General features: G+C 44.7%; 11 protein-coding genes. 3 read left to right on the forward strand and 8 right to left on the reverse strand.

The features are described 5' to 3' along the window. Positions 1–172: 172 nt before the first annotated feature. From noc to rpmH, 8 genes are all read right to left on the reverse strand, one after another. Positions 173–991 carry a nucleoid occlusion protein gene (gene noc, locus NST33_RS31185; RefSeq protein WP_091012196.1) on the reverse strand — a complete coding sequence of 273 codons (819 nt, stop codon included), beginning with the start codon at positions 989–991 and terminating at the stop codon, positions 173–175. Between the two features lie 515 nt (positions 992–1506). Further along, positions 1507–2229 (reverse strand): 16S rRNA (guanine(527)-N(7))-methyltransferase RsmG, encoded by a 723-nt coding sequence (gene rsmG, locus NST33_RS31190; protein WP_339306321.1) that lies wholly within the window; start codon positions 2227–2229, stop codon positions 1507–1509. Next, complete coding sequence (gene mnmG / locus NST33_RS31195; RefSeq protein WP_339306323.1) at positions 2229–4118, reverse strand: tRNA uridine-5-carboxymethylaminomethyl(34) synthesis enzyme MnmG; 1890 nt, start codon at positions 4116–4118, stop codon at positions 2229–2231. The genes rsmG and mnmG overlap by 1 nt, the downstream gene beginning before the upstream one ends. A 222-nt stretch (positions 4119–4340) precedes the next feature. Further along, positions 4341–5717, reverse strand: coding sequence for a tRNA uridine-5-carboxymethylaminomethyl(34) synthesis GTPase MnmE (mnmE, locus tag NST33_RS31200; protein WP_339306325.1), 1377 nt, complete (start codon positions 5715–5717; stop codon positions 4341–4343). A 211-nt stretch (positions 5718–5928) separates the two neighbouring features. After that, positions 5929–6630 (reverse strand): RNA-binding cell elongation regulator Jag/EloR, encoded by a 702-nt coding sequence (jag, locus tag NST33_RS31205; protein ID WP_339306327.1) that lies wholly within the window; start codon positions 6628–6630, stop codon positions 5929–5931. Then, positions 6627–7505, reverse strand: a complete 879-nt coding sequence (locus NST33_RS31210) for a YidC/Oxa1 family membrane protein insertase (RefSeq protein WP_036671883.1) — start codon at positions 7503–7505, stop codon at positions 6627–6629. The genes jag and NST33_RS31210 overlap by 4 nt, the downstream gene beginning before the upstream one ends. 75 nt (positions 7506–7580) lie before the next feature. After that, the gene (rnpA, locus tag NST33_RS31215) at positions 7581–7931 is read right to left on the reverse strand and encodes a ribonuclease P protein component (RefSeq protein ID WP_036611981.1); all 351 of its coding nucleotides are present in this window, start codon (positions 7929–7931) and stop codon (positions 7581–7583) included. 355 nt (positions 7932–8286) lie between these two features. Then, a complete protein-coding gene (gene rpmH, locus NST33_RS31220) occupies positions 8287–8421 on the reverse strand; it encodes a 50S ribosomal protein L34 (protein WP_017691413.1) in 135 nt (44 codons plus the stop codon). Between the two features lie 610 nt (positions 8422–9031). Here rpmH and NST33_RS31225 point away from each other — a divergent pair. The 3 genes from NST33_RS31225 to gntK all read left to right on the forward strand — a co-directional run bounded on the left by NST33_RS31225 (position 9032) and on the right by gntK (position 12892). Then, the gene (locus NST33_RS31225) at positions 9032–9706 is read left to right on the forward strand and encodes a GntR family transcriptional regulator (RefSeq protein WP_339306329.1); all 675 of its coding nucleotides are present in this window, start codon (positions 9032–9034) and stop codon (positions 9704–9706) included. Between the two features lie 210 nt (positions 9707–9916). After that, positions 9917–11278, forward strand: coding sequence for a gluconate:H+ symporter (locus NST33_RS31230; RefSeq protein ID WP_339306331.1), 1362 nt, complete (start codon positions 9917–9919; stop codon positions 11276–11278). A 66-nt stretch (positions 11279–11344) separates the two neighbouring features. After that, positions 11345–12892 (forward strand): gluconokinase, encoded by a 1548-nt coding sequence (gene gntK, locus NST33_RS31235; RefSeq protein ID WP_221820256.1) that lies wholly within the window; start codon positions 11345–11347, stop codon positions 12890–12892. The last annotated feature ends 884 nt before the right edge of the window (positions 12893–13776 follow it).

Consider the following 13776-nt stretch of genomic DNA (forward strand, 5'->3'; position numbering starts at 1 on the left):
AAATAGGAGTCTTTTCTGTAGGTTGTGAGATATTGTTAACAAAAAGCAGGCGGCTATCGTCCACACAAACAACAACTACCGTTCCATCAATATACCGACCGTTCTTTATAAATGTCAGACCTAACTTGCTTTATAGACATAAAAAGCGGCCCATTGCCGCCATAAGCTTCAATTATTTGCGTTTTGGAATATGGATAACGATCTCATAATGATCCTCATGGTCTGCTTCTTTTGTTTTGATGTCCAGACCTGAACCAGTTACCATATCAATGGATTGGCGAATTGTATTAAGTGCAAGTCTTACGTCCTTGGTAAAGGAAACACGTCTAGATTTCTTAATCTTGGAAGATTCCTTGTAAAAGGCAACACGTGCCTCTGTCTGTTTCACATTTAATTCTTTTTCGATAATCTCACCGAGCAACTTCATCTGCAGTTCTTCCGTATCCAGAGAAAGTAATGCCCTTGCATGCCGTTCAGAAATTTTGCGTTCCATCAATGCGGCCTTAATGCCTTCCGGGAGCTGTAACAACCGAATTTTGTTCGCGATGGTTGACTGGCTTTTGCCGAGTCGTTGTGCCAGACTTTCCTGTGTCAATTGATGCAAGTCGATCAGCTTCTGATAAGCGACAGCTTCCTCAATGGAAGTCAATCCTTCACGCTGCAAGTTCTCAATCAGTGCAATGGATGCGGCCTGAGAGTCGTTGAATTCACGCACAATAGCCGGAATCGTATCCAAACCCAATTTTCGAACTGCACGCCAGCGACGTTCCCCGGCAATAATCTCATATGATCCATTTCGCACGCGAACGACAATAGGCTGAATTACACCATGTGTTTTGATCGTCTGCAACAACTCATCAATTTTATCATCATCAAAAATAGTACGGGGTTGATATGGGCTGCTCACAATTTCATTAACCGGAATCTGTTTGATCTCATCTCCGTTATTGCGCTCCGCCAAACCAAACAACTTCGAAAATTGTTCTTTCATTCCGCAGATTACCACCTAGTTTCGTAATAGCTCCCACAGTCTTTGCAGGTGCTTCTTATTCAATAAGCGACCTTTAACATGCATCGTTCTTGGAATAAGTTTTGCCTTTCATAACGCTTCCTGTCATGCAACATTGAACGCATATCCATCTATCTATACATATAATCTATGATCGCTGTGACCCAGGATCGGATACTTCTATTCTATCATCTTTTCTATCATAATCCTATGCTTACCTATTCTTTAAACTCTGCTAATTTTCCTGCTTTTTCTTTGTGAATATTGGAAATATGACGACTTACACACATTCAAATAATGAAATTGTTCATGAGATAATATGCGTGAGATTCATCATTACAGGTTCTTGAAGAGATATGTAATACGGAGTATCTGTAATGTTGATCCAGTCCTCCATTTCAGAAAACAAAAAAAGAGGAATGTTTCACGTGAAACATCCTCTTTATCTATGTCTAAAATTCTATTCTGTTTTGACTGACTTCGTAAACATCACGCAACTATATCAGCGGAGTCTTCATTGGAGTACCTGGTTTGCGCGGATACTTATATGGTGTCTTATCAAATTTCTGAATCAGAATGATGTGACGCTCTGATTCTTCAACCGGCAGCTGGAAAGGATGAACGGCCTTAACCCGTCCTTTCAGCTGATTGAAGCTGAACTCAGCTTCCTTCATTTCCTCACGGGGGTCTCCGCCCTTCATCGCAGCAAAGATTCCACTTTTACGAACAAACGGAAGGCAGAATTCATTCAGCACAGCCAGCTTGGCTACTGCACGCGCCGTAACGAGATCGTAGCTATCACGATACCCTTCTTTGCGTCCAATCTCTTCAGCACGTCCATGGACCATTTCCACATCGGTCAGACCAAGGATATCTACCACATGCTGTAGAAAGCCAATACGTTTATTTAATGAATCAATGATCGTAAGCTTAATATGCGGGAAACAGATTTTCAGTGGCAATCCCGGAAAACCCGCTCCTGATCCAATGTCAGCAAGCTTATTCACTTTGGTCATGTCAGTATAAAAAGCCAGCGATACCGAATCATAGAAATGCTTTGTATATACTTGCTCCCGATCCGTAATGCCGGTCAGATTCATCTTTTCATTCCAGGATACCAGTTCCTGATAATACAGTTCGAATTGCTCCAACTGGAGTTCGCCCAGCTCTAATCCATGTTTCTTTAAGCGCCGCTGCAGTTGCTGTTGAATATCGTCCATTATTGTCCCCTTGCTGCGGTTACACGGTTATAATGCTCCAAGTAGACCAGCAGAATGGAGATGTCGGCAGGAGTAACTCCAGCAATACGAGAAGCCTGACCAATCGAGATTGGACGAATCGTAGCGAGCTTCTGTTTGGCTTCCATGGCAAGACCATGAATCTCATCATATACGATAGTGTCCGGAATTTTCTTTTTCTCCATCTTTTGCAAACGTTCCACGTGGATCAATTGTTTCTCAATATAACCCGCATATTTAATTTGTATTTCCACTTGTTCTTTCATATCTGCTGTCAGTTCTACCTCAGATGGAGAGAGCTGTTCAATCAGTTCATACCCCAGCTCCGGGCGACGCAGCAAGGTAAGCAACGTACTGCCATCCTGAATAGGTGTAGATCCGTACTCTTCCAGCTTGGCATTCACTTCAACCGGGCGAGCTTTAGCCACTTTCAGACGTGCAACTTCCTGCTCGACTTTCACCTTTTTATCCAGGAATTTTGCATAACGCTCTTCAGGGATCAGGCCAATATCATGTCCGATTTCCGTCAAACGCATATCTGCATTATCATGGCGAAGCAACAGACGATACTCAGCGCGTGAAGTCAACAGACGATATGGTTCATTTGTACCCTTTGTCACCAGATCATCAATCAGCACGCCAATATAACCTTGGGAACGATCCAGTATTACCGGCTCTTTCCCCTGTACTTTGAGTGCAGCGTTGATTCCAGCCATAACACCTTGTCCTGCTGCTTCTTCATAACCGGAGGTACCATTAATCTGGCCCGCCGTAAACAGACCTGGTAGACGTTTAGTTTCCAGTGAAGGCCACAATTGTGTAGGCACCATCGCATCGTATTCAATCGCATAACCATTACGCATCATTTCCACTTTTTCCATACCTGGAATTGAACGCAACATAGCCAGTTGTACATCTTCAGGCATACTCGTAGACAATCCCTGTACGTAATACTCGGATGTGTTCTTGCCTTCCGGCTCAAGGAATATCTGATGTTTCGGCTTGTCGCTGAAACGAACAATTTTATCTTCAATGGAAGGGCAATAACGTGGTCCGGTTCCTTCAATAAGCCCCGAGAACATCGGAGCACGATGCAGATTATCATTAATAATCTGATGTGTATCCACAGATGTATACGTCAACCAGCAAGGCAACTGCTCATTATCGGAAGATTCTGTTTCATAGGAAAAGAACTTCGGCTTGTCATCGCCAGGCTGAATTTCGGTTTTGCTAAAATCAATCGTATCCTTATGGACACGTGGTGGTGTACCCGTTTTGAAACGAACCAGATCAAAGCCCAGTTCACGCAGATTCTCTGACAATTTAAGAGAGGGTTGTTGATTGTTCGGTCCACTCTCATACATCAACTCGCCCATAATCACTTTGCCGCGCAAGTATGTGCCTGTCGTTAGAACGACTGCTTTAGCCCGATACTCTGTTCCGGTCTGAGTCACAACGCCTACACATTTTCCGTCTTCAACGATCAGTCGATCAACCATACCCTGACGCATTGTCAGATTACGTTCATTCTCCATCGTTTCCTTCATTTTATGCTGGTAGGAGAATTTATCTGCCTGAGCGCGAAGCGCGTGAACAGCAGGCCCTTTACCCGTGTTAAGCATCCGCATCTGAATAAAGGTTTTATCGATATTTCGTCCCATTTCTCCACCAAGTGCATCAATCTCGCGCACAACATGTCCTTTGGCCGGTCCCCCAATAGATGGGTTACAAGGCATAAAGGCCACCATGTCCAGATTGATCGTAATCATTAGTGTTTTGGACCCCATACGAGCTGCGGCCAGCGCGGATTCCACACCAGCATGCCCTGCACCAACGACGATTACATCATAACTGCCGCCATCAAAAGCCATTCCCGTTTACCTCCTTATTCCGCTGCATTTGGTGTAACTCACGCAGACGGATCATGTTCTAAAATAATGAAACTACTTCTAACCGTTCATCGGAACTTGCATTCCTATCTATATGAAACCAACACGTAATGGCTACAATATCATTCTATCCTTTGACAACAGGCAGAAATTGTACCTCTCCATCATACACTACGATTTAACTCAATCGGCAGTATATTATTTTTACTTTCCTAGACAGAACTGGGAGAAAATCTGATCAATTAATGCATCATGTGCTGTATCTCCAACAATCTCGCCCAAATGCTCCCACGCCAAACGGACATCAATCTGAATCATATCGATCGGAATGAACTGCTCTGCTGCTTCATAGGCATCCACCAGGGACTGCTTCGCTTTTTTGAGCAAAGCAATATGACGCACATTACTGACATAGGTCAGATCTGCGGACTCCAGTTTACCACTGAAGAATAGCGTAGAGATGGCATCTTCCAGTCGATCCACACCCAGATCATCTTTCACCGACATCGGTACAAGCCGTTCTTCCGGAATGTAACGAAGCAGCACGTCACGTTCTACCTGTGGCGTTAAGTCCATTTTATTCATAATGATTATCGATTGTCTACCGCGGATTTGTTCCAATAATTCAATCTCATCGGGATGAAGTCTCTCCGCAGCATTCACAACCATTAAGATCAGATCGGCATCACTTACCGCAGAGCGAGAGCGTTCTACCCCGATCTTCTCTACAACGTCCATTGTTTCCCGGATTCCTGCCGTATCCAGCAACTTCAGTGGGATATTATTGATCGTAATGAACTCCTCGATCACATCACGAGTTGTTCCTGGAATGTCCGTGACGATAGCCCGATTATCTTGAGCGAGTGTGTTCATCAATGAGGATTTACCTACGTTAGGTCGTCCAACGATAGCCGTCGTGATACCTTCTCGAAGGATCTTTCCTTGCTCTGCTGTAGTGAGCAATTTATCAATTTCAGTCATAACCTGACTGGACTTTTCTTTAATAAAATCAGACGTTAACGACTCCACATCATGCTCGGGATAATCGATATTCACTTCAATATGAGCCAGTGTTTCCACCAATGTATATCGCAGATCACGCAGTTTGGAAGACAGTTTGCCTTCAACCTGTTTCAGTGCAACCGAGAAAGCTCGGTCCGACTTGGAACGAATAAGATCCATGACACCTTCCGCCTGAGACAGGTCAATTCGCCCATTGAGAAACGCACGCTTCGTGAACTCACCAGGCTCAGCCAGACGAATATCAAGCTGCAATAACAGGTCCATGACCCGTTTAACAGACACTACACCGCCATGCGCACTGATCTCCACCACATCTTCTGTTGTGAACGAGCGTGGTGCTCGCATGACCGTAACCAATACTTCCTCAATCTTTTCCCCATTAACGGGATCTATGATATGACCATAATGAACCGTGTGAGATGCTGCTTGAGTTAAAGGGGTTTTACTGCGAAAAATCTTTTCCGTCTCCGACACTGCATCCGGGCCGCTGACCCGGATCACGGCAATACCCGCCTCTCCGACAGCCGTTGATATCGCTGTGATCGTATCACTGATCATGGTTATCTCTCCTTGCTCTATTTTAAAATTGCCATCCCTCTGGGGACGCCATATCCATTTTCAAATCTATTAATGATATATCATATGACATGTTGCTTATCGTATTAAGTCCACTCTTTACTTGTTCTACGCACCTTATCAAATTGCTTCTGTACGAAAAAAGCAATGGCTTCTGCACCGGGCAGGAAGCCATTGCGTCTTCAATTTCGTGTTATTTCGTCGTAATAACCACACGCCGATTAGGCTCCTCGCCCTTACTTAATGTCTTAATCTGCGGGTGATTTTGCAGTTTTGCATGGATGACTTTTCGTTCGAGCGGAGGCATTGGTTCCAGTACAACTTCCTTACCGGTACGGATTGCTTGTCCAGCCAATCGTTCAGCCAGATCCTCCAGCGTCTTCCGCCGACGTTGACGGAAATTCTCCGCGTCGAGCACAATTCGAACGAAGCTTTCCGAATATCGGTTCGCTACAATGTTCGTTAGATACTGAAGCGCATCCAGCGTCTGTCCACGTCTGCCAATAATCATGCCCAGATCTTCGCCGGCAATATTGAAGATATGTCCATCCCGCTGTTTTTTGATATGCACTTCAACATCCAGTCCCATACCTGCTGCGACCTCTTTCAAGAAAGCAGCCGCTTCTTCATAGGGATTTTTAGCCGCAACATCCTCAAGTAATGCATCTAATTCAGGTTTGTATGCAGCTGGCTTGATCGGCTGTGGAACAACTTCAGGTACAGGCAATAATTTCACTTCAACTTTGGCCGCCCTCACCCCGAACAAACCCAGGAATCCTTTTGACGGCTGCTCTAACACTTGTATCTCGACCTTGTCCCGACTTACGCCAAGCTCGGTCAATCCTTGGTTTACAGCATCTTCAACGGTTTTTCCTGACGTAATGACTTTGGTCATTTCGATTTTTTGGCCCCTTTCGACCCTTTTCCAGAGACGGTCGCTTTGCCACCGTTTTTGCGTTTAGCTCCATTTTTGGAAGAGCTATTCTGCTTCACGTTGACCTCAGCCACGATTTTATCATTATTCCGGTAAAGGAAATAGTTTTGCACGATCGTGTAGATGTTACTGTAGAACCAGTACAGCGGAAGTGCTGACGGGAACTGATACGACATCACGAAGATCAAAATCGGGTACACCCACAGCATAAACTGCATCGGACCCACTTGCTGTGCAGGGTTCATACGCATCATCATCCATGTTTGAATGAATGTTGTGATGGCAGCCAGCACTGGCAAAATAAACAGGTGATCGGGTGATCCGAGCTGGAGCCACAAGAAATCATGCGTTCTCAGACTGGAGTTTCCGTAAATTGAGTTATAAAGTGCGATGTAAATCGGCATCTGAATGATAAGTGGCAGACAACCGGCCATCGGATTAACTTTGTTCTCCTGGAACAACTTCATCGTTTCTTGCTGAACTTTCTCAGGTGTATCTTTAAACTTGGCTTGAATCTCCTTCAGCTGCGGCTGAATAGCCTGCATAGCTTTGGAGCTACGGACTTGTTTCATTGTTAGTGGTAAAATCAATGTCCGTACAATAAGCACCATCACGAGGACGGCCAGTCCATATTCACCGTTAAACCAGTTGGCGAATGTATCCAGCGCCAGTGAGAACCAGTACACAACATTGCTTTGCCAGAATGAGCCACTATTCTTCAGATCTTCCGTAGTAACCCCGGCTCCTTGTGGAGTACATCCGGCGAGTACAGTGACCATTGCAATGACTGCAATGAGGAGAATCCACTTCCCCTTTGATGTCTTCAATCGCGACACTTCATAACCCCTCTCTTAACCATTCCATTCCATCGTAAAATCATACCATAATTAGGAGGACAAATAAACCGAAGCTTACCGCTTGCTCGACTTCAAAAGAGAGCCCTTTCGCATCGCATGTAGCAGGCTTTTTTCCATTTCCTTATAGGGCATGTCCAGTGCACCTTTTCTGACGATAAAAATCAGATCCATCTGCGTGACGATCTCATGCTCATGATGACGAACAATTTCCTTGATCATGCGTCTCATCCGGTTGCGTACGACAGCGTTTCCGATTTTCTTGCTGCATGATACGCCGACCCGAAATTGTTCCGTATCTTTACGGCGACAGCCATACACCACGAATTGATGATTGGCAAACGATTTCCCATACCGGTATACGCGACTAAAGTCCGCCCGGTTTCGTAGACGCAGTCTTTTATACACGGCGCTTCTCCTTGCTCTTCTCCACTAATGTTATTGACGGAGGCCTCATTACTGATTTAGTATAGGCTTTCTTGAATGACGGTAAACCGCCTTGGCGACAACTTCATTTGGGATGATTGTTAATCAGCTACTTGAACTGATCAGCATTCATCCGGATGAATGTTGATTGGCCATTTAAACCTATCAACGATTCATCATTATATAAGGTAAGTTTTCGAAAAATGGAAAACTCACTCAACATACATCATGTGTATTCAGCACTTTTTCGCAGACCATTCAGACCTGATCTGTAGCAGCATCCAGTCTGATTTGAGCTAATTAAGAAAAAAAAGACCACCTCGGTGGTCTTCAATGCTTAAGCACTCAGGTTTTTACGGCCTTTAAGGCGACGTGCGGCCAAAATTTTACGGCCGTTGCTCGTGCTCATTCTTTTCCGGAAACCATGAACTTTTTTACGTTTGCTAACGTTCGGTTTGAATGTAGGTCTCAATGTATTGCACCTCCTCACAAGGAAATACTTATGTGATGAATCACTTTCATCTTCACAGAAAACACCTTTATATATTTAACCATGATCACCTGGAAAAGTCAACTGCATGGCGCAAGGCTTCTCCCTCTTTTATATACACTCTTCATCCCACCCAAAGTAATGACCACAGTTCGTCCACTTCAATACCAGCACCAAGCCCCGAAGATAGACCTGAAAGTTATCCCCAGGCCCTGATCAGATCAGCCTATTTCAGCATTTATAGTTATCCACAACCTCCAATACCTGTTATCTCCTTCATTATATCCTGTTTGAAGTTATTCACATGTGGATAATGATTATAGGCTATAAATATCGTGGAATTCTAATTCGGTTGTATCCGCTTTAATTAAGGTTTACAAGCTTTTGAGAAAGGTGTAGGATAAAAATCACATCTTGTATACAAGTATATGGATGAAGCTGATTTACTTGCCTGCCTTTAGTAGTCCTTTGAAAAAATATTAGCCGTTAGCTTGTAGCTACAGACTATGGATTGAACGGAATGTCCAGTCCGCAAAATAGTTATGCTATGATCAGTAATGAACTGATTACTTATTAATAGGAGCGTTAGCATATGTTATTTCCTTCTTCCTGGCTTCAAGGGGCTTCCCGTGGTGAAGCCATTGCCTGCGAATTAAGGCTGCGGATCATCAGCGGTACCCTTCGACCTGGAGAGATTTTGTCGGAAAATCGAATTGCGGCTGATTTTGACAGCAGTCGTTCACCTGTCCGTGATGCGTTGCGGACATTGTCCAATGAAGGACTTATTCGGCTTGAACGTATGGGTGTCGTTGTCATTGGACTACGAATCAAGGATGTCGAAGAATTGTATGATGTCCGTTTCTTGATTGAAAGTTTTGTGCAGCAGCGACTCGCGGGTGATGTCCCGGAATCATTAATCACCCAGCTTCGTAACGTGATCGACAAAATGCAGCTCGCTGGAAGGCATCAGGACGCCGTTGAATTCGCCTATCAGGATCTCGTTTTCCACGAGACCATCATTGAAGCTGCTCAGCATTCCCGTATTTCACATCTATGGAAGAGTATTCGATATGTTGTGATGACCGTTATGCTGCTCACGACGCGCAGAGTATTTGTTCAAGGCGAGCAGAAAGTAAGCGCTGTAATTGAGAAACACCGTTTGCTCGTTGAAGCACTAGAATCAGGTGACAAGATGCTCATTCAGGCTGGAGTCCGCACGTATTTCCAAGATTCTGGCAAAACCCTGCACGAAAGCTTTGATTCCTAATGGGTGCAAGGCGTTTGCAATCATATCCGTCGTGATTGATTGCGGCTTAACTTGTCGACAAGTATACAGAATGCGATTTTCTTTCAATTTAGGGCATGATAAAACTACATTTTTCTCCAACACCTTCTGCGATACTGGTACACATTTAATTGTTGACGATAATTTCACTTGTAAGCGTTCTATATCAGAAATAAAGGAGCACACAACATCATGAGCACTCTTTTTGGACTATCCCACAACGCAACATTATTGGTTTGGACGTTAATTGCGATCGTTTTTCTGATCGTTTTGATCTCCAAGTATAAATGGAATCCCTTTATCACCCTGCTGTTGTCCGCATTAATGCTCGGTTTGCTTACAGGCATGAAACCTGCTGATGTGATCTCTTCCATTACCGGGGGACTTGGCGGCACACTTGGAACCATCGCAATTGTTATTGCTCTTGGTACAATGCTTGGTAAGATGATGGCTGAATCTGGCGGTGCCGAGCGCATTGCAACTACATTAGTTGATCGGTTTGGTGTGAAACGTGTGCACTGGGCGATGATGATTGTTGGATTTATCGTTGGTATTCCTGTTTTCTTCGAAGTCGGTGTAATTTTGATGATCCCTATCATTTTCACCGTTGCACGTAAAACCAACATGTCTTTGCTGCAGATTGGTATTCCCATTTTGGCGGGTCTGTCGACTGTACACGGTTTGGTCCCACCCCATCCAGCGCCAATGATTGCGATTGAAGCCTTCAGCGCGGATCTGGGTAAAACCATTTTGTACTCCCTTATTGTTGGTATTCCTACAGCGATTATTGCAGGTCCCTTATTTGGTAAATTTATTGGTAAAAGAATACACACCGAACCGCCAGCAGAACTGGCTGAACAATTCGCAACCAAAACAAACAGCAAGATGCCTGGGTTTGGTATTACCCTGTTTACCATATTGCTGCCGGTTATTTTGATGTTGATTGGTTCCATTGCAAGCATCATTGACCCAAATGCCACGAGTGGCTTCACCGTGTTCAGTGAATTTATCGGTCATGAGATCATTGCTCTGCTCATTTCAGTTGTATTTGCCCTCTTTTCACTCGGCTTTGCGCGTGGATTCACCAAACACGATATTTCTCGCTTCACCAGTGAATGTCTGGCGCCTACGGCGACCATCATTCTCATCATTGGCGGAGGCGGTGCCTTCAAACAGGTATTGATCAATAGTGGTGTAGGTAACGCCATTGCTGATGTTGCTACCCATGCCAACATCAACGTGATCCTGTTTGCATGGCTTGTCGCTGCGCTCATTCGTGTAGCTACCGGTTCAGCCACCGTAGCCATGACAACAGCTGCCGGCATTGTCGCTCCAGTGCTTGCACTCACACCAGGGGCCAATATTGAGCTGGTTGTACTCGCCACAGGTGCAGGGTCACTTATTTTGTCCCATGTGAACGATGCGGGATTCTGGATGATCAAAGAATTCTTTAATATGAGCGTCGCCCAAACATTGAAAACGTGGACCGTTATGGAAACACTATTATCCGTGGTGGGACTGATCTTTATTTTGCTCCTGAGTACAGTGGTATGAATGGTCTCTCTATAGTAGACAGAAATTAAAATCTCATCGCTTTCTGGAGAAAGAAGGATTAAATATATGAACAACTACATGATTGGGATCGATATTGGTACCACCAGTACCAAATCCGTGTTATTTACCGAGCAAGGCTCCGTCGTCAGTACCTCAACGCAGGAATATCCTTTATACACCCCTGCACCCGATGTTGCCGAGCAGGATCCTGAAGAGATTGTGCAAGCAGCCCTCCGCTCTGTGCGAGGAGTCATGGATCAGAGTGGTGTTGATGCCGAGCAGATCCTGTTTGTATCCTGCAGCTCGGCTATGCATAGTGTCATTGCCATAGGGCAGGATAACAAACCCTTAACCCGTTGCATCACCTGGGCGGATAATCGAAGTGCTGCATGGTCTGCCCAGCTGCAAGAGAATGGATTGGGACATCGCATCTATCTGCGCACAGGTACACCGATCCATCCCATGTCACCGCTGACCAAATTAATGTGGTTGCGCCATGATGAACCTGAACTTTTTGAGCGCACAGCCAAATTTATTTCGATTAAAGAATATCTATTCTTCCGTCTATTTGGACAATATGTCGTCGACCATTCCATCGCTTCCTGCACAGGTTTGCTCAATCTGGAACAACTGGACTGGGACACAGAGGCCCTTGAGATTGCAGGCATTACACCCGACCATCTCTCGAAGCTTGTTCCTACAACACATATATTAGAAGGAATGAATGACGAATCGGCTGAAAAAATGGCTCTCTCCCCCTCCACGCCCTTTGTTATTGGCGCAAGTGACGGGGTTTTATCCAATCTCGGCGTAAACGCCATTGAACCTGGTGTTGTCGCAGCAACCATCGGAACCAGCGGGGCCATTCGCACTGTCGTGGACCGGCCGGTTACCGATCCCAAAGGTCGAACCTTCTGTTATGCCCTCACAGAGAACCTTTGGGTCGTTGGTGGACCTGTGAATAATGGTGGCATGCTGTTTCGTTGGGTACGAGATGAATTCGCCGCGTCTGAAGTGGAGACAGCGAAGCGACTTGGCATCAATTCCTATGATGTGCTGACCAAAATTGCCGAACGTGTCCGGCCGGGATCGGAAGGACTTCTGTTTCATCCGTACCTTTCGGGCGAACGTGCCCCTTTATGGAATCCGGATGCCCGTGGTTCCTTTTTTGGCTTAACACTCCATCACCAGAAAGAGCATATGATCCGTGCTGTCCTGGAAGGGGTTATTTTCAACCTATATACGGTACTGCTCGCCATGGAAGAACAGATTGGGCAACCTACCTCCATTCAAGCCACAGGTGGGTTTGCGCGTTCTCCTCTCTGGCGCCAGATGATGTCTGATATCTTCAATCAGGAAGTGGTTGTGCCCGAGAGCTTCGAAAGTTCCTGTCTGGGTGCCGTCGTGCTTGGTTTGTACGCTACAGGGCGGATCCAATCGCTCCATGCCGTTTCTTCCATGGTAGGTACAACGCATCGGCATACCCCTGTCAAAGAGAATGCTGCACTCTACCAAGAGCTGCTGCCCATCTTTATTCGGATCTCTCGCAAACTGGAAGAGGAATACGCAGATATCGCTGAATTCCAGCGTAAGATGTCCCTTCCCCGCCTCTAAATCATCAATCCATACTTCGTCGCTGCACCAAAAAAAGAGGGTGTCCTCTAAAACCGATTTTTGGTTTTAGAAGACACCCTCTTTTGCTATACACGCATAATCTATCCTTTGAATTCATACTATACATTCATACACTTCAACCTCCATATCAGAGCATCAGCTTACCTCTTGATCCTGATAATTCACATTACATATGTCTTGAAATGAAGTTCTCATGATCCATTATTATGGTTCACTATTCTTATAATTCACCGATGGCAGAATTAACATCTGCTCAGAAAATACACCACTGATCTTGTTCATTTGAGGAATGAGTTTACTCCCCTCTCCGTCTCCCACCAAGACACTTAAATTCATGGGTTTTACCCTAGCCACATTGGAAAGAAAACACGAGGGTGAGAGGTCACTCTTTTTCCTATCTCAATCATGCTTCATTTTCACTTCACGGTTATCCACAGAAAGGTTATTCACAAACGAAGAATACTTTTACACACAATTTGGCATCTTTTGACGGATAACCTGTGTATAAAACATTTTTGGTTTTTGGGTCATTCTGTCGAAAATTAAACAGTTTATAAACAATATATTGTGTTGTGACTAAAAATTATACACAAGTTATTGAATTTGTGGATAAAATCACGCGATACGTTGAAATGCGGGGTTTCTTTTGCTATGATTGTATTACTTTTGGATGTGAATATGTGATCTGACCCATAATATTATCAACAGCCTGTGGATAAAGTTGTGAACAATTTTCCGTTGTTCATACTTTTTTTGTTTTCGACCTGCGGGGGTTTGGGGATAAATTCAACAATATATCTCGTATTTCGACACTGCATCATGGCTTAAGCCACACTTGGAACATGTAAAAGGAGTGACAGTCT

The sequence above is a fragment of the Paenibacillus sp. FSL L8-0435 genome (genome assembly GCF_037965655.1).
GTDB lineage: Bacteria > Bacillota > Bacilli > Paenibacillales > Paenibacillaceae > Paenibacillus.

What these genes read in the sequence shown, in the direction of transcription:
- noc (WP_091012196.1), bottom strand. Translation starts at nt 991, where the DNA reads ATGAAAGAACAATTTTCGAAGTTGTTTGGTTTGGCGGAGCGCAATAAC.
- rsmG (WP_339306321.1), bottom strand. Translation starts at nt 2,229, where the DNA reads ATGGACGATATTCAACAGCAACTGCAGCGGCGCTTAAAGAAACATGGA.
- mnmG (WP_339306323.1), bottom strand. Translation starts at nt 4,118, where the DNA reads ATGGCTTTTGATGGCGGCAGTTATGATGTAATCGTCGTTGGTGCAGGG.
- mnmE (WP_339306325.1), bottom strand. Translation starts at nt 5,717, where the DNA reads ATGATCAGTGATACGATCACAGCGATATCAACGGCTGTCGGAGAGGCG.
- jag (WP_339306327.1), bottom strand. Translation starts at nt 6,630, where the DNA reads ATGACCAAAGTCATTACGTCAGGAAAAACCGTTGAAGATGCTGTAAAC.
- NST33_RS31225 (WP_339306329.1), top strand. Translation starts at nt 9,032, where the DNA reads ATGTTATTTCCTTCTTCCTGGCTTCAAGGGGCTTCCCGTGGTGAAGCC.
- NST33_RS31230 (WP_339306331.1), top strand. Translation starts at nt 9,917, where the DNA reads ATGAGCACTCTTTTTGGACTATCCCACAACGCAACATTATTGGTTTGG.
- gntK (WP_221820256.1), top strand. Translation starts at nt 11,345, where the DNA reads ATGAACAACTACATGATTGGGATCGATATTGGTACCACCAGTACCAAA.